21 protein-coding genes are annotated in these 21,200 nt (G+C 54.0%); 11 read left to right on the plus strand and 10 right to left on the minus strand.

Annotation, left to right across the window (positions count from 1 at the left end):
• Positions 1-91 precede the first annotated feature (91 nt).
• The 7 genes from ybeY to H7U06_RS15635 form a co-directional block, all read right to left on the minus strand.
• Positions 92-550: an rRNA maturation RNase YbeY gene (gene ybeY, locus H7U06_RS15605; RefSeq protein ID WP_175627028.1), complete on the minus strand. Its 459-nt coding sequence runs from the start codon at positions 548-550 to the stop codon at positions 92-94.
• Positions 534-1,607 (minus strand): PhoH family protein, encoded by a 1,074-nt coding sequence (locus tag H7U06_RS15610; protein ID WP_175627029.1) that lies wholly within the window; start codon positions 1,605-1,607, stop codon positions 534-536. The genes ybeY and H7U06_RS15610 overlap by 17 nt, the downstream gene beginning before the upstream one ends.
• 68 nt (positions 1,608-1,675) lie before the next feature.
• Positions 1,676-3,016: a tRNA (N6-isopentenyl adenosine(37)-C2)-methylthiotransferase MiaB gene (miaB, locus tag H7U06_RS15615; RefSeq protein ID WP_175627030.1), complete on the minus strand. Its 1,341-nt coding sequence runs from the start codon at positions 3,014-3,016 to the stop codon at positions 1,676-1,678.
• A gap of 23 nt (positions 3,017-3,039) precedes the next feature.
• The gene (locus H7U06_RS15620; RefSeq protein ID WP_175627031.1) at positions 3,040-3,414 is read right to left on the minus strand and encodes a hypothetical protein; all 375 of its coding nucleotides are present in this window, start codon (positions 3,412-3,414) and stop codon (positions 3,040-3,042) included.
• 220 nt (positions 3,415-3,634) lie between these two features.
• Positions 3,635-4,078 (minus strand): universal stress protein, encoded by a 444-nt coding sequence (locus H7U06_RS15625; protein WP_175627032.1) that lies wholly within the window; start codon positions 4,076-4,078, stop codon positions 3,635-3,637.
• Between the two features lie 236 nt (positions 4,079-4,314).
• Complete coding sequence (locus H7U06_RS15630; protein WP_175627033.1) at positions 4,315-7,317, minus strand: FAD-binding and (Fe-S)-binding domain-containing protein; 3,003 nt, start codon at positions 7,315-7,317, stop codon at positions 4,315-4,317.
• A gap of 217 nt (positions 7,318-7,534) precedes the next feature.
• On the minus strand, positions 7,535-8,752 hold the full coding sequence (locus H7U06_RS15635; protein WP_175627034.1) for an alanine--glyoxylate aminotransferase family protein: 1,218 nt from the start codon (positions 8,750-8,752) through the stop codon (positions 7,535-7,537).
• Between the two features lie 296 nt (positions 8,753-9,048).
• On the opposite strand from H7U06_RS15635, the gene H7U06_RS15640 reads away from it, so the two are divergent.
• Positions 9,049-9,765: a GntR family transcriptional regulator gene (locus tag H7U06_RS15640; protein WP_175627035.1), complete on the plus strand. Its 717-nt coding sequence runs from the start codon at positions 9,049-9,051 to the stop codon at positions 9,763-9,765.
• 132 nt (positions 9,766-9,897) lie between these two features.
• Here H7U06_RS15640 and H7U06_RS15645 read toward each other — a convergent pair whose 3' ends face one another.
• From H7U06_RS15645 to H7U06_RS15655, 3 genes are all read right to left on the minus strand, one after another.
• Positions 9,898-11,406 carry a tripartite tricarboxylate transporter permease gene (locus H7U06_RS15645; protein ID WP_175627036.1) on the minus strand — a complete coding sequence of 503 codons (1,509 nt, stop codon included), beginning with the start codon at positions 11,404-11,406 and terminating at the stop codon, positions 9,898-9,900.
• 9 nt (positions 11,407-11,415) lie between these two features.
• Positions 11,416-11,937, minus strand: coding sequence for a tripartite tricarboxylate transporter TctB family protein (locus H7U06_RS15650; RefSeq protein WP_175627037.1), 522 nt, complete (start codon positions 11,935-11,937; stop codon positions 11,416-11,418).
• A gap of 76 nt (positions 11,938-12,013) precedes the next feature.
• Positions 12,014-13,018, minus strand: coding sequence for a tripartite tricarboxylate transporter substrate binding protein (locus H7U06_RS15655; RefSeq protein WP_175627038.1), 1,005 nt, complete (start codon positions 13,016-13,018; stop codon positions 12,014-12,016).
• Between the two features lie 374 nt (positions 13,019-13,392).
• Here H7U06_RS15655 and H7U06_RS15660 point away from each other — a divergent pair, with 374 nt between their 5' ends.
• The 10 genes from H7U06_RS15660 to soxZ all read left to right on the plus strand — a co-directional run bounded on the left by H7U06_RS15660 (position 13,393) and on the right by soxZ (position 21,116).
• Complete coding sequence (locus tag H7U06_RS15660) at positions 13,393-14,535, plus strand: DSD1 family PLP-dependent enzyme (RefSeq protein ID WP_175627039.1); 1,143 nt, start codon at positions 13,393-13,395, stop codon at positions 14,533-14,535.
• A 126-nt stretch (positions 14,536-14,661) separates the two neighbouring features.
• Positions 14,662-15,234 carry a DUF302 domain-containing protein gene (locus H7U06_RS15665; RefSeq protein WP_175627040.1) on the plus strand — a complete coding sequence of 191 codons (573 nt, stop codon included), beginning with the start codon at positions 14,662-14,664 and terminating at the stop codon, positions 15,232-15,234.
• A 92-nt stretch (positions 15,235-15,326) separates the two neighbouring features.
• Positions 15,327-16,301, plus strand: coding sequence for an MBL fold metallo-hydrolase (locus H7U06_RS15670; protein ID WP_254873263.1), 975 nt, complete (start codon positions 15,327-15,329; stop codon positions 16,299-16,301).
• Positions 16,302-16,340: 39 nt separating this feature from the next.
• Positions 16,341-16,772 carry a DsrE family protein gene (locus tag H7U06_RS15675; protein WP_175627041.1) on the plus strand — a complete coding sequence of 144 codons (432 nt, stop codon included), beginning with the start codon at positions 16,341-16,343 and terminating at the stop codon, positions 16,770-16,772.
• Positions 16,773-16,862: 90 nt separating this feature from the next.
• The gene (locus H7U06_RS15680) at positions 16,863-17,210 is read left to right on the plus strand and encodes a helix-turn-helix transcriptional regulator (protein ID WP_124575538.1); all 348 of its coding nucleotides are present in this window, start codon (positions 16,863-16,865) and stop codon (positions 17,208-17,210) included.
• A gap of 94 nt (positions 17,211-17,304) precedes the next feature.
• Positions 17,305-18,663, plus strand: coding sequence for a sulfite dehydrogenase (gene soxC / locus H7U06_RS15685; RefSeq protein WP_175627042.1), 1,359 nt, complete (start codon positions 17,305-17,307; stop codon positions 18,661-18,663).
• Positions 18,647-19,723: a c-type cytochrome gene (locus H7U06_RS15690; RefSeq protein WP_175627043.1), complete on the plus strand. Its 1,077-nt coding sequence runs from the start codon at positions 18,647-18,649 to the stop codon at positions 19,721-19,723. The genes soxC and H7U06_RS15690 overlap by 17 nt, the downstream gene beginning before the upstream one ends.
• A gap of 89 nt (positions 19,724-19,812) precedes the next feature.
• A complete protein-coding gene (locus H7U06_RS15695) occupies positions 19,813-20,247 on the plus strand; it encodes a pseudoazurin (RefSeq protein WP_124575535.1) in 435 nt (144 codons plus the stop codon).
• Positions 20,248-20,299: 52 nt separating this feature from the next.
• Positions 20,300-20,761 (plus strand): thiosulfate oxidation carrier protein SoxY, encoded by a 462-nt coding sequence (soxY, locus tag H7U06_RS15700; RefSeq protein WP_175627044.1) that lies wholly within the window; start codon positions 20,300-20,302, stop codon positions 20,759-20,761.
• Positions 20,762-20,804: 43 nt separating this feature from the next.
• Positions 20,805-21,116, plus strand: a complete 312-nt coding sequence (gene soxZ / locus H7U06_RS15705; RefSeq protein WP_124575533.1) for a thiosulfate oxidation carrier complex protein SoxZ — start codon at positions 20,805-20,807, stop codon at positions 21,114-21,116.
• Positions 21,117-21,200: the final 84 nt, after the last annotated feature.

Consider the following 21,200-nt stretch of genomic DNA (forward strand, 5'->3'; position numbering starts at 1 on the left):
ATATTAGGATACAACAAATGCCGTGCACCACCAAAATTGCAGCGAAAAGCGCGTGAAAGCAAGTGCTTGCCTACGCGCAAGAGCAATGAAATCAAAGGTTGATGTAGGGATTGCGGTAACCCAGCTCCGCCAGGATCTCGATTTCCAGCGCTTCCATTTCTTCTGCTTCTTCGTCCGATTCGTGGTCGTAACCTTGTGCATGCAGCACGCCGTGCACCACCAGATGCGCCGCATGTTCTTCCAGGCTTTTTTCCTGCTCCGCCGCTTCCAGTTGCAATACGTCGGTACAGAGAATGATGTCAGCCTGCGTGGTTTCAGCGTCTTCGTCTTCGGTATAGGCGAAGGTCAGGACATTGGTGGCGTAATCCTTGCCGCGGTAATTGCGGTTCAAGACCTTGCCTTCTTCGGCATCGACGAAGCGCAGCGTGATCTGCGCCGGTGCCAGCAAGGCAGCCTTGACCCAGCTGCGTAATTTGGGACGGGTGATGGTGTCTTGCAGGCGTTTGTCCGGGTATTGCACGGACAGGGAAAGCTTATTTTTTTGCAGCATGTTTGGTCACGGTTTTGGTGGCTACGGTTTTCTTGGCAACGGGTTTGGTCAGCTGGTTTGCTTCATCATAGGCGTCGACTATGCGGGCTACCAGTGGATGGCGCACCACGTCGGCGCTGGAGAAGCGGGTGAAGGCGAGGCCGCGTACATCTTTCAGTACGTCTACGGCTTCTACCAAACCGCTTTTTTGATTGTGTTGCAAATCGATTTGCGTGATGTCGCCGGTAACGACGGCCTTGCTGCCGAAACCTATACGCGTCAGGAACATCTTCATTTGTTCCGGCGTAGTGTTTTGCGCTTCATCCAGGATCACGAATGCGTGGTTCAGGGTGCGGCCACGCATATAGGCAAGTGGTGCAATTTCGATTGCCTGCTTCTCGAACATTTTTTGCGTGCGGTCGAAGCCGAGCAAGTCGTACAGCGCGTCGTACAGCGGACGCAGATACGGGTCGATCTTTTGCGACAGGTCGCCCGGCAGGAAGCCGAGTCGTTCGCCTGCTTCCACTGCAGGGCGGGTCAGCACGATGCGTTTGACTGCATCACGTTCCAGCGCATCGACGGCGCAGGCGACTGCCAGATAGGTTTTACCGGTACCGGCCGGACCGACACCGAAGGTGATGTCGTGTTCCATGATGGCTTTGATGTACTGGATCTGATGCGGCGTACGGCCGCGCAAATCATGACGGCGTGTTTTCAAGACAGGTGCGTCGGTGACTGATTCGACGACTTTCTTCTTCGACGGTTTGCTTTTTGCAACCGGCAATACCAGTTCCGGCTCTGCCAGTGCCGCACGTTGTTCTACCAATGCCAGTTGCACTTCTTCCAGCGGCACGATTTTATCGGCCACTTCATAAAACTGTTCCAGGATTTCCAGCGCACGCGCACCGTTGCTGCCACTGACGATGAATTTCTCACCGCGGCGGAAGATGGTGACGTCTAGTGCAGCGGAAATCTGCCGCAGGTTTTCATCCATAGGGCCGCACAGATGCGCGAGGCGCTTGTTATCCAGCGGTTCGGGGACGAAGTACAGTGGTTGGACGGCAGTTTTTGTTTTCAATTTTGGCTTAGTAGCGTGAGTGTTTGCGCGATAAAGGTTCGGGAAGTGACCGTAGCGATAGGGTTTCTTTACTGCTTTACAATGATCTCGCCACGCAAAGTATAGGCGAAGGATTGCACGATATTCACATCGACCATCTGGCCGATCAGGCGCGCACCATGCTCGCCTGCAGCAAAGTTGACGACGCGGTTGTTCTCGGTACGACCTTGCAGTTCGTTGGCATCTTTCTTCGACGGGCCTTCCACCAGGATGCGCTGTACGGTACCGACCATTTCATCGCTGTAGCGACGGGTATTCTGATCGATCACTGCTTGCAGGCGTTGCAGGCGCTGGAGTTTGACTTCGTGTGGTGTGTCATCTTCCAGGTTGGCCGCAGGCGTGCCCGGACGCGGGCTGAAGATGAAACTGAAGCTATTGTCGTAACCGATGTCGGTGATCAGTTTCATCATTGCTTCAAAGTCGGCATCGGTTTCGCCGGGGAAGCCAACGATGAAGTCAGACGAGATAGAAATGTTCGGGCGCACTTCACGCAAGCGACGCAGTATGGATTTGTATTCGAGCGACGTGTAGCCACGTTTCATGGCCGCCAGTATGCGGTCCGAGCCATGTTGCGCCGGCAGATAGAGGTGGTTCACCAGCTTGGGTACTTTGGCGTAGGTATCGATCAGGCGTTGCGTGAATTCTTTCGGATGGCTGGTAACGTAGCGTATCCGTTCTATGCCTTCCAGCTCGGCGATGTATTCGATCAGCAGTGCGAAGTCGGCGATCTCGCCATCCGCCATTTCGCCGCGATAGGCGTTGACGTTTTGTCCGAGCAACGTGATTTCCTTCACGCCTTGTGCTTCGAGTCCGGCGACTTCAGCCAGCACATCGTCGAAGCGGCGCGAGACCTCTTCACCGCGGGTATAAGGCACGACGCAATAGCTGCAATATTTGCTGCAACCTTCCATGATGGAAACGAAAGCGGTCGCACCTTCCACCTTGGCGGGCGGCATGTGATCAAACTTTTCAATTTCCGGGAAGCTGATATCGACTTGCGAGCGGCCGGTGGAACGACGCTGTTTCAGCATCTCCGGCAGGCGATGCAGGGTTTGCGGGCCGAACACCAGATCGACATACGGCGCACGTTTGACGATGACATCGCCTTCCTGTGACGCGACGCAACCACCGACGCCGATCACGAGGTCGGGTTTGTTGACCTTCAGTTCACGCAGACGGCCGAGATCAGAGAATACTTTCTCTTGCGCTTTTTCCCGTACTGAACAGGTATTGAGCAGGATCACATCTGCATCTTCCGGTGTGTCGGTTTTGATCAAACCTTCGGAGGCATTGAGGACGTCGACCATTTTGTCCGAGTCGTACTCGTTCATCTGGCAACCGAAAGTCTTGATGTATATCTTCTTCTGCATGGTGTGGCTTATCTAACGTTTACTTATTTGGTCGTGCTTACTGGTGCTGGCAATGGTTGGACTGGTGTCGGCTTGACTGGCAGCAGCGGCAATGTTTTCTTTGCTTCGTCAGCGGTGAGTATCCAGATGCGATCGATGTCGCCAGTATCGCTTTCCGTGTAATTCACTGCGAAATCAGTGCCGCGCAAGGCGGATGGCATCTCTATCATATTGTCCTGGTTCCAGATGCGGGCACCGGCTGACAAGGTACGTGTCTTTTCATCGATGATGATGGCTGGATAGTTCGCAGGTGTCATCACGCCACGTTTCACGGTATCCGGAAACGGGCGGTCAAATGCCTGTGCCTTTAGTGTCACAAGGGCAAGGGCGCAGCTGAGCAGGAAAGTTTGTATCCGCATGGCTAATTCCGTTCAGGGCTAGATGACGACGATCAGGGTGAAAAAGGTGAGATGCGATCTGGCTGGCAGAGGTGGATACGCTTGCATCCTGTGCTGTACAAGCACGTTTTCTGCGCATTTTTTCGAAGCGCAATGATACCACGGGGACAAAAGCAGCCGGGTCGCTGGTCGCGACCGGAAACAGCAGGGGCGACGAGTGTCGCCCCGGAGGGGCGGTGCTTTAGCGCAGAACCAATACCGGCAGGCTGGTATGGGCGAGCACTTTTTGCGTTTCGCTACCGATAAAGAGTTTGTTCAGACCTTTGCGACCATGCGAGGCCATGAAGATGGCATCACATTTTTGCTCTTCTGCAACGCGTACGATTTCTTCATATGGACTGAGGCCGACAGCAACTACGGTTTTGCAAGTAACGCCTTTGTTGCGGGTGGCGGCTTCGACTTTGTCCAGGTGCTTTTGCGCCAGTTCCTTGACCTTGTCGTCATACATCACCGGATCGGTCGGGAATACCCCGGCACCTTCCATCAGGCCCATATATACATAAGGTTCGGCGACCGAGAGCACCAGCAATTCGCTGCCCATCTTTTGCGCAAACTCGATGGCGGCATCGACTGCTTTATCCGAAAGTGGCGAGCCGTCGGTAGGGATGAGGATTTTTTTGAACATGATGTACTCCTTCGCTGGGTAGGGGACGCTGCTTGTTCTGATTCTAGGATGACAGTGAAGCGCTTGCTTGATCCATGTCAAAAGCCCTGAATTAAGTAATCCGGAGGCGGTATATCGCGTGTGCTTGTATTTGTCGGAGTTGCAAGAGACGGATTGGTTCCGGGCTCTTGTCAGCCTGATATGAAAAAAGGCCTGCCCGGAAACCGGACAGGCCTTGTTGACGGCTGTATAGAGGTTTACTGCGCGCTCAGGGAGTCTGCCAGCACGCGGGCGACGTGTATGGCATTTTCCTGTGTCCCGTCGGCAATTTGGTGGCGGCAACTGGTGCCGTCGGCGACGAATAAGGTGTTTTCCTCTGCTGCGCGGATCGCCGGAAATAGCTTGAGCTCCCCCATGGCTTGCGAAGCTTCGTAATGCTCGGCTTCATAGCCGAAGCTGCCCGCCATACCGCAACAGGATGATTCGATCAGCGCGACATCCAGCTGCGGTATCCATTGCAATACGGTTTGTACTGGACGCACCGCATTGAAAGCTTTCTGATGACAGTGACCATGCACCATGGCCTTGCTGACGGCCAGCGGTTTCAGGTCCAGTTGCAGGCGTCCTGCCGCTTTTTCATTGACGAGGAATTCTTCAAACAGCCACGCCATGCTCGCCAGTTTCTTCGCTTCTTCGCCATAGCCATAGCTGAGGAATTCATCGCGCAGCGATAGCAGGCAGGATGGTTCCAGGCCGACGACGGCGACGCCGCGATTGATATACGGCATCAGTGCATCGAGGGTGCGTCGTGCTTCCTGCTTCGCTTCATCGACCAGGCCTGCGGACAGATACGTACGGCCGCAGCACAGTGGACGTTCACCTTCTTTCACATTGAAATGCACGGTGTAGCCTGCCGCTTCCAATACTGCTTGTGCCGCGCGTGCATTTTCCGGTTCCATGTAATTGTTGAAGGTATCGACAAACAGCAGCACTTCCTTGTTACTACTTGCGTTCTTTTTAGGGGTGCCTAGTTGCGACAGGAAGGAAGTACGGAAGCGCGGGAAGGCGCGCTGTGGTGCCAGCCCCAGGCCCTTCTTCAACCAGCCGGAGATGAACGGCAGTTTGTCGCCGAACGCCAGCAAGCCGCCGATGCGGCTGACATAAGGCGCGTAGCGCGGCATGAAGGCCACCATTTTTTCCCGCAGCGTGCTGCCATGACGGCTGGCCCATGCCGCGCGTGCTTCTATCTTGATCTTGGCCATGTCGACGCCGGTCGGGCAATCGCGTTTGCAGCCTTTGCACGAAACGCACAGGTCGAGCACTTCTTTCACCTCGGCACTGGCCAGTCCGTCGTCACCCAGCTGTCCCGAGATCGCGAGACGCAAGGTATTGGCACGACCACGTGTGACGTGGCGTTCATCCTTGGTGATGCGATAGCTGGGGCACATGGTGTCTGCATCGAATTTACGGCAGTGACCATTGTTGTTGCACATCTCCACCGCCTTGGCCAAACCGCCGGTGCGGTCATCGCCAGTGCCAGGTGCGGTTTCGACACCAGTGGCAGGATCGCGTGTGACGTCCCAGGCGGACCAATCCATTTGTGTCTTGAGCGGCAATTCGCGATAGCCGGGCGCAAAGCGGAAATTACTTTTCTCATCCATCTTCGGCGGCCGTACGATCTTGTCCGGATTGAAGCGATTTTCCGGATCGAACAAGTCCTTGATTTCGCTGAAAGCCTGGTTGATCTTAGGCCCATATTGCCAGGACACCCATTCACCGCGGCACAAGCCGTCGCCATGCTCGCCGGAATAGGCACCTTTGTATTCGCGCACCAGGGAGGAGGCTTCTTCCGCGATCTGGCGCATATCGGCCGCACCGTTGCGACGCATGTCGAGGATAGGGCGCACGTGCAAGGTGCCGACGCTGGCATGTGCATACCAGGTGCCTTCGGTATGGTATTTGTGGAAGACTTCGGTCAGGCGACTCGTGTATTCAGCCAGATGCACCAGCGGCACTGCGCAATCTTCGATGAAGGAAACCGGCTTGCCGTCACCCTTCATGCTCATCATGATGTTGAGTCCGGCCTTGCGTACATCCCACAGTGATTTTTGTTCACTGGCATCGACCATATCGACGACAGAACCCGGCAGGCTGAGATCACTCATCAGGTCGGACAGGGCCGACAGGCGCTCTACTAACGCCGCCTTGTCATCACCTGAAAATTCCACCAGCAGGATGGCTTCCGGCGTACCGACCAGTGCTTTTTCTATCACCGGACGGAAGGCTGAATTATTCAGCGACAGCTTGATCATGGTGCTGTCGACCAGCTCGACCGCAGTCGGCAGCAGCTTGACGATGTGCTGCGCCGAATCCATCGCCTGATAAAAGGTAGGAAAATTGATAACGCCGAGTACCTTGTGCTTAGGCAGGGGTACCAGCTTGAGTTTCAGTTGGCGACTATATGCCAGCGTGCCTTCGGAGCCGACCAGGATGTGTGCCAGGTTGGCGCTGCCATCATCGGTATAAGCGCGTGGATTCTGGCAATCGAACAAGTCGATGTTGTAGCCACCGACGCGGCGCAGTACTTTAGGTACGCGTTCTACGATTTCACTTTGTTCGCGCAGGGCGATGCCGCGCAGGCCCTGCGTAATTTCCTGCACGCGTGCGTTGCTGGCCATCTTTTCCAGTGTTTCGAAACGGCCTTGCGTGCCATCGGCGAGTACCGCATCGATGGCCAGTACGTTGTGCACCATATTGCCGTATTCAATCGAGCGCGAGCCGCAGGAGTTATTACCGGCCATGCCGCCTATCGTGCACTGTGCGGCGGTGGAGACATCGACCGGGAACCACAAGTTATGCGGTTTGAGCCATGCATTCAAATGATCGAGCACGATGCCGGGCTCGACGGTGACGGTGCGTGCTATCGGATCGAATTCGATGACATTGTTCAGCCATTTGCTGTTATCGATGACCAGCGCTTCGCCTACGGTCTGGCCGCACTGGCTGGTGCCGCCGCCACGCGCGAGGATAGGTGTTTTTTCTGAACGTGCGATGTCGAGGGCAAGCAGCAGGTCATCCTGATCGCGCGGCACCACCACGCCTATCGGCATGATTTGATAGATGGAGGCGTCGGTCGCGTAACGCCCGCGATCCGCCTTGCTGAACAATACGTCGCCTCGCAATTCCTTGCGCAAACGGCTGGCCAGCGGATTAGGACTACTGCCGCTTACAGGAACGAAGTGGATAGGCTTGACGAGCATGTTCGGGTTGTCCTTTTCTGGAGCAGATAAGTATTCTGGTAGTGCTGCACTTTGTTGCTGTGCTTACATCTGTAAAACCTGCCAGCGGAGAGTTCGGTGGCGAAAGGAGGTGATACAGATCTACCCGAGCGGGTAAATCTGTATCCGTATTGCAGCCTGCTAACGATGTGCTGTTGTGCAAGCATGAAAGTCAGTCGTGGTTTTGAACCGTTTTAAATCACGCTGCGATTTTCAGCGGCGGAATTTTCTGTTCAGCCAGGTACTCCATTGCCGCGACTACACCGCTGCCTGCGAGTTTGACGCCTGCGATCTTCAGACCCATTTCACAGCCAGCCAGTGTCGCCATCAGGCTCAGATCATTTGCCTCACCCAGATGGCCGATGCGGAACATGCGTCCTTTCATCTTGCCGAGGCCGGTACCCAGCGACATATTGAAGCGCTCGTAGATGGTTTTGCGGATCGCATCAGCGTCGAAGCCTTCCGGTGTCATCACGCCGGTCAGGATAGGCGAGTACACGGTCGGGTCTGCGCATTGCACTTCCAGGCCCCAGGTGTTGACTGCCAGGCGGCACGCTGCAGACAGACGATCGTGGCGCGCAAAGACATTGTCCAGGCCTTCTTCCAGAATCATGTCGAGTGCTTCGTTCAGGCCGTACAGCAGGTTGGTATTTGGTGTGTATGGCCAGTAGCCGGTTTTGTTCATCTCGATGATTTCAGTCCAGCCCCAGAATGCGCGTGGCAGTTTGGCGGTTTTGCTGGCTTCAATAGCTTTCTTCGAGACGGCATTGAAGCTGATGCCAGGTGGCAGCATCAAGCCTTTTTGTGAGCCGGAGACGGTGACGTCGACGCCCCATTCATCGTGACGGTAGTCAGCGGCAGCGAGGCCGGAGATGGTGTCTACCAGCAGCAAGGCAGGGTGCTGGGCAGCATCGATAGCTTTGCGTACTGCAGCGATGTTCGAAGTCACGCCGGTCGAGGTTTCGTTATGCACGACGCAGACCGCTTTGATGGCGTGGCCGGTATCGGCACGCAGGCGCGCTTCGATCGCGTCAGCCTGAACGCCGCGACGCCAGCCTTCGATACCTGGCAGGCCGATGAATTCAGGTTTGAGGCCGAGGGCTTCTGCCATTTTTTTCCACAACGTAGCGAAGTGACCGGTTTCATACATCAGTACGGTGTCGCCAGGGCTGAGGGTATTGGTCAGTGCTGCTTCCCATGCGCCGGTACCGGAAGCAGGGTAGATCACGACAGGCTGGGTGGTTTTGAAAATCTTTTGAATGCCGGACAGAACTTGCAATCCCAGCGCGCCGAATTCAGGGCCGCGGTGGTCGATGGTAGGCAGGCTCATCGCACGCAGAATGCGGTCTGGCACAGGACTAGGACCTGGAATTTGCAAGAAATGGCGGCCCGCTGGGTGGAAGTCTAACTTCAACATTTCATTCTCCTAAGGAAACTACGCGTCAATTGAATATTGCATACAAAATACTTTAGCAGAGGGTTTTTGATTAGTAAAGCCTTTTGCAGCTAAACGTGACGAATTTGCTGAAGGTGAGATTTATGTTGCCGGAATAGCTATGCGGAATGACTTTGCCGGTGGCGCGCCAGCCTTTTCTGGCATTGGCTTTAGCTATAGTTGCCGGATATATCGTTTTTATTGCCTGGCTATATGGCGCGCTGCGTCACCAGAGACACAATTAGATTAAAATAGAGTTAAATTAATTTGGACTTCGTATGCAAAATACATTGATGGATGGTGATGCAAAGATGAGTAGCCCTGACTTGCCAAGAATGGAACGTCAGCGTTTGCACGATGCAGTGGTCGAGCATTTGCAGCGGCTGATCATTGAAGGCGTGCTGACGCCAGGCATGAAGCTGAACGAGCGTGAAGTATGCGAACGCCTCGGTATCTCGCGCACGCCTTTGCGTGAAGCGATGAAGGTGCTTGCGTCTGAAGGCTTGATAGATATCGTGCCGAATCGCGGTGCTTTCGTCTCTAAGATGAATGACACCGAGATCTGGGAAGCATTTGAAATGATGAGCGGCCTGGAAGCCTTGTCGGGTGAGCTGGCCGCGGAGCGTATCTCGCCCGCCGAGATCGCGGACATCAAAGTCTTGCACCAGGCCATGCTGGTATGTCGCTCGCAAAATGATTTGCCGGGTTATTACAGCCGTAACCAGACTATCCATAACAAGATCAATGAGGCGGCACGCAATTCGATGCTGCGACAAATCTATTTGTCGGTGAATCGTCGCTTGCTGGCGCTGCGCTTTAAATCCAACTTTAAAGAAGAGAAGTGGGACCGCGCGATCCATGAGCATGATGAAATGATACAGGCGCTGGAAGCACGCGACGGCAAACGTCTGGCTGGTATCTTGCGCCAGCATTTGCTCGACAAGCGTGATTCTGTCATGGCTGACCTGCGTGCAGCGAATGGCAAGGCAGCGTAATTAAGAGGTTCATTAGCGTATGCAAAGATATCAGCGCTGTATTTAACTGATAGCTACAAAAGAAAAAAGCCTGGAGAGTAATCTCCAGGCTTTTTGTTTTGGATGGGATGATACCCATCCACTGCACATCTATCAGGCTGGCTTTTGGCTGGCCTGACGGAAGTTGCTGATCAAACTGCTGATGATAGGCCAGACCAGTGCAATCACAGCCAGCGTCATCACCGTGCCGACCAGGCCGCTGCCCCAGAATACGCCGAGCGCGCCTTTGGAGCCCACCATGGTTTGACGGAATGCATCTTCTGCACGATCGCCGAGTACCAGTGCCAGCACCAGCGGTGCCAATGGGTACTGCAGCTTCTTGAAGATGTAGCCGATCACACCGAACACCACCATCAGCCAGATATCGAACTCTGCGCCGTGCACGGTATAAGCACCGATTGCACAGATCACCATGATGGATGGTGCAATGATGGAGAACGGAATGCGCAGGATGGCTGCGAATACCGGCACTGTGCTCAGCACGACCAGCAGGCCAACGATGTTACCGAGGTACATACTGGCGATCAGGCTCCAGACAAAGTCCTTCTGTTCAACGAACAGCATAGGACCTGGTTGCAAGCCCCAGATCATCAGGCCGCCGAGCAGAACTGCGGCGGTAGCGGAGCCAGGGATGCCGAGTGCCAGCATAGGCAGGAGTGCGCTGGTACCCGCTGCATGCGCTGCAGTTTCCGGTGCCAGTACGCCTTCCATATTGCCCTTGCCGAAGGATGCTGAATCACGCGACAGCTTCTTCGCCATGCCGTAGCCCATGAAGGACGCAGCAACCGCACCGCCTGGCGTAATGCCCAGCCAGCAACCAATCACCGACGAACGCAGCAGCGTCATCCAGTAGCGTGGCATCTGCGCCCAGGTCTTGAACACGATCTTCAGGTCGATGGCTGCTTTCTTGCCCTTGAAGGCCAGGCCTTCTTCCATCGTGATCAGGATTTCGCTGACGCCAAACAAACCAATCACAGCGACCAGGAAGTCGAAGCCACGCAGCAGGTCGGGAATGTCGTAAGTCATGCGCAACTGGCCGGAGACCGTATCCATACCGACTGCCGCCAGCATGAAGCCGACGCACATCGAAATGATGATCTTCGCTTTTGGTTCCTTGCCCATGCCGATGAAACTGCAGAAGGTCAGGAAGTAGACCGCGAAGAATTCCGGTGGACCGAAACGCAAGGCGAACTTCGCAACCACTGGTGCGAGGAAGGTGATGACGATCACACCGAACAATGCACCTATGCAGGAACCGGTGAACGCAGATGTCAACGCTTGTCCGGCCTTGCCCTGTTGCGCCAGTGGGTAACCGTCGAAGGTAGTGGCCACTGACCACGCCTCCCCCGGTATATTGAACAGGATGGAGGTGATGGCGCCGCCGAATAATGCGCCCCAATAAATACAGGAGAGCAGGATGATCGCGGAGGTCGGGTTCATCGAGAAGGTCAGCGGCAGCAGGATGGCGACGCCATTCGGACCGCCCAGGCCAGGGAGTACGCCGACCACGATACCAAGCAGGATGCCGATGAACATCAGCGCAATATTGTGCCAGCTGAGGACGTGGCCGAAGCCCGTCATGAGTGCGTTAAGTTCTTCCATGTTTTTTCCTCAGAAGCCTAGCCAGTTTTCAATCGGACCCTTGGGCAGTGGCACCTTGAACTGGATTTCGAAAACAAAAAAGAACACCAGCATCATGATGATGGAGACACTGGCGGCTTTCCACCAAGGGAACTTGCCGAGGAAGAGCATGAAGGCTGCGATGAAGATGACAGACGCAACATAAATGCCGAGATAGGCAATTGCGAAAACAAACACAATCAATGGCAACAAGATGACTGCGACCAGGCGCGCCTGTGCAATTTCAAGGAAGGCAGTCTGGTCGTTGTCGCGTATGGCGTGAACCAGTACGACGATGCTGGCCAGCAGGATGACGACGCCCAGTCGTAGTGGGAAGTAACCAGCATCGGGGCCGTAGGAGCTCCAGCCTGCGCCCAATTGATAGTTACTCCAGATGGTAATCAGGGATACAACGCCGAGGGTAATGGCAACCAGGATTTCGGCGTTACGGATGGTAATCACAGCGCGAGAGTGCTCCCTCTCTTCGTCTGCGGAAGTTTCTGATGGATTCATATTCGTTAGTCCGTGATGTGGCCCAATGACGGCAACAGGGTGCTGTTGGTCATTGAGCCAGGGTGATGACGGTGAATTACTTGGTGAGGAGGAAGCCTGCGTCCTTCATGATTTCGCGATGCAGCTGCTCATCCTTTTGCAGGAATGCATTCAGCTTGTCGCCAGTCACGAATTCAGGTTTCAGCGCATTCTTTTCCAGATACGCTTTCCACTCAGGTGTGGCGATGACTTTCTGGAACAGGTCTACGTAGAACTGGGTTTGTTCCGGTTTGACGCCGCCTGGCATCATGAAAATGCGCAGCATTTCATAGCTGACATTCAGACCTTGTTCCTTGCAGGTAGGGATGTCAGACCAGGCCATAGTCGTGGTGACTTTGGCGGTATAGCCTATGCGCTTGTCGGAGAACACGCAGAGTGCAGTGTGTTCACCGGCACGCCATTGAGACACGGATTCGGATGGGTTGTTGGTGTCGGAATTGATGTGATTGCCGGACAGCTGCGTGGCTGCTTCACCGCCGCCTTTATATGGGATGTAGAGGAATTTCGCGCCGGTTTGCTTTTCGATCATCATGGTAATCATGTGATCTTCGCGCTTGGAGCTGGTACCGCCCATCTTGAAGGTTTCTGGTTTTTTCTTCACATCATCGATGTAAGCCATCGGTGTCTTGTAGCCAGCCTGGCTATTGGTCCAGAGTACGAATGCATCTTGCGCAATCATCGCGATCGGTGTCAGGTCGCGCCAGTTGAATGGCAGATTGGTAGCGAGTGGGGTGGTGTAGATGGAGGATGAAGCAACGATGATTTTGTTGGGATCGCCTTTCGCGGCTTTCAGATCCAGCAAGCCTTCTGCACCGCTGGCTCCTGCCTTGTTTTGCACGATGATGGGTTGCTTCATCAGATTGTGCTTGGTGATGATGCCCTGGATAGAGCGTGCCATCTGGTCGGATGCGCCACCGGCGCTAAACGGAACCACCAGTTCCACTGGCTTGGTCGGTTCCCATGCCGAGGCGCTGAGTGCACAGCACATGGTGGTGACGAAGAAACCGACTTTCATCGGCTGGCGTAAGAAGTTTTTCTGCATGATGTTGTCTCCTGTAATTGGGTTGAAGCCCTTATTTGACGATCTACTGCATCAGTAGCGCACAACGATGCCCGCATCTGAATTCGTTTTCAGCCGTAATGCCTTGCGTCTGACGCGCTTTTCTCACTTCGGCCGTACTGCATGTCCTGAAAACACAGGATCACAAATTTGCGATCTATGCATTTAGAATATTGAATACAATATACATTTGAGAAAAAATGTCAATTACTGGATGCGAGATGAGCAAATTTTTTTAGAAAAATTGCGTTCAGGCGTCTGGAATGGCATTTTGAGTACCAGCTTGCGCTGCGCTGGTCAGAAATGTTGCTATTAAGTAATTGTTTTGTATTCATTTATCTAGCCAGGAGCACCAAATGAAAGACGTATCAGCCTTAAAGCCACCACCCTTTGCCCGTATCGGGGATTCGATTTCCCTGGTCAGTACGCCCGCACTGGTACTTGATCTGGATGCTTTCGATGCGAATACCCAGCGCATGGCTGAACTGGCGCGCCGCCACGGCGTGGCGCTGCGACCGCATGCGAAGGCGCATAAATCGACCGCAATCGCCTTGCGCCAGCTGGAGCTGGGAGCAGTCGGCGTGTGCTGCCAAAAGATGAGCGAGGCTTATCCGTTTGTGGCGAAAGGCGTGCTGAGCATCCATATCAGCAATGAATTCGTCGGTGCTGACAAGGTAGCGATGGCAGTGGAGCTGGCCAACTATGTCCGGCTCAGCGTATGTGTAGATCATCCGGCGCAGGTAGATGCGTTGGGGCAGGCAGCGACACAGGCCGGTGTGGTGATCACCGTTTTACCGGAAGTGGATATTGGTCAGGGACGTTGCGGTGTAAAAGGCAATGATGCACTGGCGGCGCTGGTTGACCGGATCGCGCTCTATGCGGGTCTGCGCTTTGGCGGATTGCAGGCGTATCACGGTGGCATACAACATCTGTCTACATGGGAGCAGCGCAAGGAAGCCGCTGCAAACGCTGCCCATGCGACCGCGCAGTATGTACAATTCCTGGCCGCGCGCGGTATCCAGTGCGAGATCATCACCGGCGGTGGTACCGGTACTGCGGAATTTGATGTGAGCAGCGGTGTGTACACTGAAATCCAGCCCGGCTCTTACGTATTCATGGACGGCGATTACGGTTCCAAGGATTGGCTGGGTGGCTGGAAACCGGCGCATAGCTTATACATCGCGAGTACTGTCATGAGTACGGCCAAACCCGGGCTGGCGGTATGTGATGTAGGACTCAAGGGCGTCGCAGTGGATTCTGGTTTGCCAGTGCTGCGACCTGACGATCATGGCGGCCATTTGCAATACAAGGCAGCGAATGACGAACATGGCATCCTGCAAATTGCCGCCGGTGATACACAGGATTATCTCGGCAGCAGGGTCTATCTCATACCCGGACATTGTGATCCGACCGCCAACTTGTATCAGCAATACGTAGGCTATCGGCGTGATGTGGTTGAATGCATATGGGAGATAGACGCGCGTGGACTTAGTCAGTAAGACTGTTGTATTTCCTGATAGGGTCTGGCGGCAGGGCGCGGTATAGTACGGCTGCTGAACCGAAATGCGAAATTTGCATAGCCGATTTGCAGCGGGTCAGCGCCTACCTTTAGTCATATAGTTGTAATGAAAATAAATTACTGGATCAAGCTCCTGCCGCTCTGCGCCATTCTCGCCAGCCTGACTGCGTGCGGCACCCTGCGCGCTATCAACAACACGGAAGATGGCGCAGGTGCGGAAGCGATGAACGTCTGGAGCCGCTGGGTGGATGCGGACGGTGATATCGCCGCCGCCACGACCTGGGAACGCAAGGTCAAGGATGGCGTGACGATAGCCGAAGTGGAGCAGGCGTTTACCAGTGTCGCGGCGGAAGACAATATCAAATCCGTCGGCGAATTCCATTTGTCCAAAGAGCTGTCGCTGCGTAGCGGCAAGCCAGAGAAATTCCTCAAGGTATATTCCTACTGTAGTCCCATGATAGCGCGCCAAATGGTCGACTTCAGTCCGCATATGGCGGCCTATATGCCGTGCCGCCTGACCGTGGTCGAGAAGGATGACGGTTTGTGGATCTATGCGCTGAATATGGATATGTTGATCAAAATGGGGCGCAAGTTGCCGCCCGAACTACGTAAATCTGTCATGCAAGTGCGCGATACCATGTGGAAAATGATGGAGCGCGGGGCGTTGGGCGAATTCTGAACAACGCTATGCGAACCGGATTTGCTTTGGTAGTATTTGCGTATATAACTATATAATTAAGCTTGATTGCCAGGCAACACCGAGGAGACGATATGTTGGCTTACCACAGGATGTGCGGCTTGCTGTTGCTTGCGTTGGCGCTATTCGGTGTGCGTACAGCGGTTGCGGCAGATGACATCACGCTGCGGCCTATCAAGATTTCCCCACATGTGTACTACTTCCAGGGTACGGCTGGCATGGCCAGTGTCGCCAACAAAGGCTTCATGTCGAACGCCGGTTTTGTCGTTACCAAGGATGGTGTTGTTGTATTTGATGCACTGGCGACGCCGGTGCTGGGTAATGCGATGCTCAAGGCCATCAAGCGCATTACGCCGCTGCCGGTCAAGCGCGTCATCATCAGTCACTACCATGCAGATCATTTCTACGGCCTGCAGGCATTCAAGGCACAAGGCGCCGAAGTATGGGCGCATGAAAACGGTCGTGCTGCGCTCAATTCCGACCTGACGCAGGAGCGACTAAAGCAACGCCGTACCGACCTCGCACCATGGGTCAATGAAAAAACACAATTGATACCGGCTGATCGCTGGCTGGATTTCAAGGATAGCAAGGTTATGCCGTTTGAAATGGGTGGCATGCATTTCCGCATCATCGATTCCAGCGGCGCGCATTCGGCCGAAGACATCATGTTGTATGTGGAGGAAGACAAAGTCCTGTTTGCCGGCGACCTGTTCTTTACCGGGCGCATACCTTTTGTCGGCGAAGCGAATAGCAAGGTGTGGCTGGAAGCACTGGATCGCATGCTGGAAATGAAGCCTGCGCTGGTGGTGCCTGGTCATGGCAAGATGTCTACGCAACCCATGCAGGACATGCAGTTGACGCGTGATTACCTGATCTTCCTGCGTCAGAAAATGGGAGAGGCGGTCGCCGACATGGTGCCGTTTGAAGAAGCCTATGCAAAAGTAGACTGGGCCAGGTTTGCGAAGTATCCTGCATTTGAACAGGCGAATCGTTTAAATGCGTATGGCACCTACATATTGATGGAAAAAGAAAGCCTGGAAAAGCGTTAGTCTGCTACCGGCCTAAGCAGTATATAAAAGGAGATGATGATGAAACTGATACGTACAACATTCCTGCTGCTGTTCTGCGCAGTGCTCGGTACGGCGGTTGCCAATGCGGCTGACCGTGAAGAGAAAGTGGTGTATCACATCACCGATAGTGCAATTGCGACCCAGGCATTGAATAACATCCGTAATCACCTGAACGCCAGCCCGAAAGCCAAGATTGTGGTGGTCGCGCACGGTGCAGGCATAGACTTCCTGCTGGAAGGCGCGAAGAATAAAAACGGTAATCCGTATGACATCGCCGTGCAGGAATTGACGGATCGCGATCATGTGGAATTCCGCATTTGTAATAACACGCTGGAAACGCGCAAGATAGACAAGAAACAAGTCATACCGGAAGCCAAGATCGTTCCGTCAGGCGTGGCAGAAGTAGCGCGCCTGCAGATACAAGAAGGCTACGCCTACATCAAACCGTAGTACCCGATCCTGTTTATGGATTAGGGTGTACAGATAAATTAACCAAATTAGTGGACGTGTGTTGTGGATAAAAATTTCAACAAAGAAGACATGAGTGAGCTCTTCGAAGAAGTAGCGAATTACTTTTCTTTGCTGTGTGAACCCACGCGCCTGAAAATCCTCTACGCGGTCTGTAACGGTGAGCGCTCGGTAGGTGATATCGTCAATGAAGTCGAGTCGACACAGGCGAATGTTTCGCGCCAGATCAACATGCTGTACCGCGCAAAAATCCTTGCGCGTCGCAAGGAAGGCACACAGGTTTACTACCGTGTCGATGATGAAAAGACAGTAGATTTGTGCAAAGCAGTATGCGGACGTGTAGCGGCGCAAATAGGCATGCCATCGCCGGTAGTGCAACTGCCAGTCGTGGCGCCTAAGCGACGCGTCGCCAGCAGATAAAAATAAAAAATAAAAAAACGGTGCATATTATCCTTATATGCGCATATAGTTATATAGGCACATAATTAAACAAAATTGCCGTAGGAGACAACGGATGACTAAGGATGCAATTAAGGCAGGCCGCTTGCTGCGCGCGCCTGAAAATTTCCTGGACCCGGTAGTGGCCCAGGAAATTACAGCAAATGGCTTGAGTGAAGAGCGCAGGGGCTTCCTGCGTAAAAGTTTTCTCGCAGCGAGTGCGGCCATGGCAAGCGGTGTCACGTTTGCACAGGGCGGCGTGAGCGGTGATGGCGACCCGAATATATTGAATCTCCCCGAACATTCCACCACGCTCGGCCAGGCCGTCGCGACTAATGGTTACGGGGTTCCTTCCAAATATGAAACCAATCTCCTGCGTCGCGAGTCGCCGGGATTGACACGCGTATCTGCGGCATCGGTTTCATTCGCGCCGCTGCAAGGCCTGTTTGGCATCATCACGCCGAGTGGTCTGCATTTCGAGCGCCATCATCAGGGATGGCACGACATCGATCCGAGCAAGCATCGCTTCATGATCAATGGCCTGGTCAAGAATCCCAAGGTCTACACCATGGATGACTTGATGCGCCTGCCTTCGGTATCGCGCATGCACTTCATCGAGTGCGGTGCGAATACAGCGATGGAGTGGGGCAATGTCGCGGTGCCTACCGTGCAATACTCGCATGGCATGTTGAGCTGCTGCGAATTCACAGGCGTACCGCTCTCGGTGCTGCTGGAAGATTGCGGCTACGACAAAAAGAACGGCAAATTCATCCTCGCCGAAGGTGCGGATGGATCGAGCATGACACGTACTATCAGCATGGATAGAGCACTCGACGATGTCATCGTCGCATGGGGCATGAACGGCGAAATGCTGCGTCCGGAAAACGGTTATCCGTTGCGCCTGGTTGTGCCGGGCGTGCAGGGCGTGTCCTGGGTCAAATGGCTGCGTCGCATCGAAGTCGGCGACAAGGAATACGGCACCAAGGATGAGGCGATCCACTACATCGACTCCATGCCGGACGGCATGTACCGTCAGTACACCTCGATACAGGAATGCAAATCGGTGATCACCACACCGTCGGCAGGCCAAATGCTGCTGGATAAAGGCTTCTACAACATTACCGGTCTTGCATGGTCGGGGCGCGGCAAGATCAAGCGCGTCGACGTCTCCGTCGATGGTGGACGCAACTGGCGCACCGCAAGACTGGAAGGCCCGGTCAATACCAAGTGCCTGACACGTTTTAATATCAACTGGGTCTGGGATGGCTCACCAGTCGTATTGCAATCACGTGCGATAGATGAAACCGGTTATGTACAACCGAAGATCAACGAACTGCGTGCAGTGCGCGGTACGCGCTCCATCTATCACAACAACGCAATCCAATCGTGGAAAGTCTCGGAATCAGGAGAGGTGTCGAATGTACAGGTTTACTAAAACTGTCGTCGCCCTGTTGCTGGCGACGAGTAGCACGATGGCGCTGGCACAGGCTGCCTATGCAAATATTGGTCGTCCTGCGACTGCGAAGGAAATTGCAGCCTGGGACATCGATGTGCGTCCAGACTTCAAAGGCCTGCCGCCCGGTTCCGGTACGGTCGCCAAAGGCATGGCGGTGTGGGAAGGCAAGTGCGCTTCCTGTCACGGCACCTTCGGTGAATCGAATGAAGTGTTTACGCCTATCGTCGGCGGCACTACCAAGGAAGACATCAAGACTGGTCATGTCGCTGCATTGTCCAACAATAAGCAACCGCAACGCACCACCATCATGAAAGTGCCGACGGTGTCGACTTTGTGGGACTACATCAATCGCGCGATGCCATGGACTGCGCCGAAGTCGCTGACGACGGAAGAAGTCTACGCAGTGACAGCATACATCCTGAACATGGCTGAAATTCTGCCCGACGATTTCACATTGTCAGACAAGAACATCGCCGAAGTGCAGCAGCTGATGCCGAACCGGAATGGCATGACACGCAACCATGGTATGTGGGATATCAAAGGCAAGCCTGATGTGAAAAGCGTGGCCTGCATGAAGGATTGCAAAGTCAGTACGGATTTGCGCTCCACCTTGCCGGAACCATCACGCAATGCACACGGCAATATCCAGCTGCAAAATCGTACCTTCGGTGAAGTGCGCGGCGTAGATACCACCAAGCCTGCTTCCACCAAACCGATCTCTGCGATCACAGCTGATCAAAAACTGGCGATGGCAGCACCGGCCAAGCCAGCAGCGCCTGCCAAGGCAGATGGCCTGGCCTTGGCCAAGCAATATGCGTGCGTAGCCTGTCACGGTGTCAGCAGCAAATTGATAGGCCCGGGATTCAATGAGATCGCGGCCAAATACAAAGGCGATGCAGCTGCATCGGCCGCGCTGACCACCAAGATTAAGAACGGCAGCACCGGTGCATGGGGCCCTATCCCCATGCCAGCCCAGGCCCATGTCAAGGATGAAGACATCAAGACCCTGGTGGGCTGGATACTGGGCGGAGCCAAGTAAATGTAGCAACAAAAAACTGCAGGAAAAGATGGTTGGCAGGATGTGTAGTAAGTAGGTGTATTAATCAAAACTAAAACGAGGAGATGTAAATGTACAAACTGGTAAGCGCTGTGACCCTGGCATTGTTTTCATTGAGCGTGTCGGCTGCCGAGCATCAGGTGAAGATGGTAAATAACGGCAAAGACGGCATGATGTCATTCGAGCCTACCTTCCTGAAAGCTGAAAAAGGCGACACCGTTAAATTCATCAAAACTGATGCAGCGCACAACAGCGCATCCGTCCTGGTACCTGCAGGTGCCAAGGAATGGAAAGGCAAGATGGATGAAGAAATTGTTGTGTCGCTGACGCAAGAGGGCGTGTATGTTTATGTTTGTGATCCACATAAAACCATGGGCATGGCTGGTGTGATCCAGGTCGGTAAAGCGGGCAACCTGGATGCAGCAAAAGCTGAAGCCGACAAACTCTCGAAGAGCTTTGTCATGAACAAGGATCGTTTGACCAAAGCACTGGCGCAAGTGAAGTAAGTGGCAGGCGTGCCATCTCGCGATGGCATCAATTTTTCAAGAGGAGAATCTAATGAATCAGAAACGACGTGACGCGTTGCGCATTGCAACGGTACTCGGATTGGCTATTTCAGCCGGCATATTGAAGCCTACGGACGTACTTGCTGCTGATTGGAAATCCAGCGGCTTCGATGCTAAATCGCTGCAGGAAGCATTGGCTGCACTGGGTGCGGACAAAGCGGCAATCAGCACCGATATCGCAGTCAACGGTCCTGATATCGCAGAAAACGGTGCAGTCGTTCCAGTCTCGGTATCGAGCAATGTGCCGAACACCGAATTCATGGCCATCCTGGTGGAGAAAAATCCGACACCACTGTCCGCCACCATGACCCTGCCAGCCGGCACGGAACCCAACGTTAGTACCCGCGTCAAGATGGGCGGTACCTCGAACGTGCATGCACTGGTCAAGGCAAATGGCAAGTGGCTGATCGCCAGTAAAGAGATCAAGGTCACTCTCGGCGGCTGCGGCGGTTAATTACGTCTGCTAGTTATCCACACCAATTTTTGAGGGAAATATCATGGGAAATCCGATGCGCATACGCGCCAATGCAACTGGCGACGTCGTAGAAGTCAAAGTCCTGATGCGTCACGATATGGAAACCGGCCAGCGCAAAGATGCATCCGGCAAAGCCGTACCGGCGCACTTCATCCAGACACTGACCGCCAAATGCAATGACAAGGTCGTGCTCGATATGTTGATGGGTACGTCGATTTCAAAAGATCCGTTCTTGTCGTTCAAGTTCAAGGGCGGTGCCAAAGGCGACAAGATCACCATCAGCTGGACCGATAACACGGGAGACAGCCGTACCGATGAAGCAGCAGTTTCCTGAAGCTAATTAAGCAAACGGGAGCAGAAGTACCCAAGTGATACGAATGTGGCATCAGACCGCATCCACTTAAATTTGAGGAGGGCG

This window comes from Herminiimonas sp. Marseille-P9896 (assembly GCF_903993245.1).
Lineage (GTDB): Bacteria > Pseudomonadota > Gammaproteobacteria > Burkholderiales > Burkholderiaceae_D > Oxalicibacterium > Oxalicibacterium contaminans.

Coding starts and splice junctions, on each gene's coding strand:
- H7U06_RS15670 (WP_254873263.1), top strand. CDS start 15,327: ATGTTGGCTTACCACAGGATGTGCGGCTTGCTGTTGCTTGCGTTGGCG.
- H7U06_RS15640 (WP_175627035.1), top strand. CDS start 9,049: ATGCAAAATACATTGATGGATGGTGATGCAAAGATGAGTAGCCCTGAC.
- H7U06_RS15650 (WP_175627037.1), bottom strand. CDS start 11,937: ATGAATCCATCAGAAACTTCCGCAGACGAAGAGAGGGAGCACTCTCGC.
- H7U06_RS15655 (WP_175627038.1), bottom strand. CDS start 13,018: ATGCAGAAAAACTTCTTACGCCAGCCGATGAAAGTCGGTTTCTTCGTC.
- H7U06_RS15635 (WP_175627034.1), bottom strand. CDS start 8,752: ATGTTGAAGTTAGACTTCCACCCAGCGGGCCGCCATTTCTTGCAAATT.
- H7U06_RS15625 (WP_175627032.1), bottom strand. CDS start 4,078: ATGTTCAAAAAAATCCTCATCCCTACCGACGGCTCGCCACTTTCGGAT.
- H7U06_RS15645 (WP_175627036.1), bottom strand. CDS start 11,406: ATGGAAGAACTTAACGCACTCATGACGGGCTTCGGCCACGTCCTCAGC.
- H7U06_RS15690 (WP_175627043.1), top strand. CDS start 18,647: ATGTACAGGTTTACTAAAACTGTCGTCGCCCTGTTGCTGGCGACGAGT.
- soxZ (WP_124575533.1), top strand. CDS start 20,805: ATGGGAAATCCGATGCGCATACGCGCCAATGCAACTGGCGACGTCGTA.
- H7U06_RS15675 (WP_175627041.1), top strand. CDS start 16,341: ATGAAACTGATACGTACAACATTCCTGCTGCTGTTCTGCGCAGTGCTC.
- H7U06_RS15680 (WP_124575538.1), top strand. CDS start 16,863: ATGAGTGAGCTCTTCGAAGAAGTAGCGAATTACTTTTCTTTGCTGTGT.
- H7U06_RS15630 (WP_175627033.1), bottom strand. CDS start 7,317: ATGCTCGTCAAGCCTATCCACTTCGTTCCTGTAAGCGGCAGTAGTCCT.
- miaB (WP_175627030.1), bottom strand. CDS start 3,016: ATGCAGAAGAAGATATACATCAAGACTTTCGGTTGCCAGATGAACGAG.
- H7U06_RS15695 (WP_124575535.1), top strand. CDS start 19,813: ATGTACAAACTGGTAAGCGCTGTGACCCTGGCATTGTTTTCATTGAGC.
- ybeY (WP_175627028.1), bottom strand. CDS start 550: ATGCTGCAAAAAAATAAGCTTTCCCTGTCCGTGCAATACCCGGACAAA.
- soxY (WP_175627044.1), top strand. CDS start 20,300: ATGAATCAGAAACGACGTGACGCGTTGCGCATTGCAACGGTACTCGGA.
- H7U06_RS15665 (WP_175627040.1), top strand. CDS start 14,662: ATGAAAATAAATTACTGGATCAAGCTCCTGCCGCTCTGCGCCATTCTC.
- soxC (WP_175627042.1), top strand. CDS start 17,305: ATGACTAAGGATGCAATTAAGGCAGGCCGCTTGCTGCGCGCGCCTGAA.
- H7U06_RS15620 (WP_175627031.1), bottom strand. CDS start 3,414: ATGCGGATACAAACTTTCCTGCTCAGCTGCGCCCTTGCCCTTGTGACA.
- H7U06_RS15660 (WP_175627039.1), top strand. CDS start 13,393: ATGAAAGACGTATCAGCCTTAAAGCCACCACCCTTTGCCCGTATCGGG.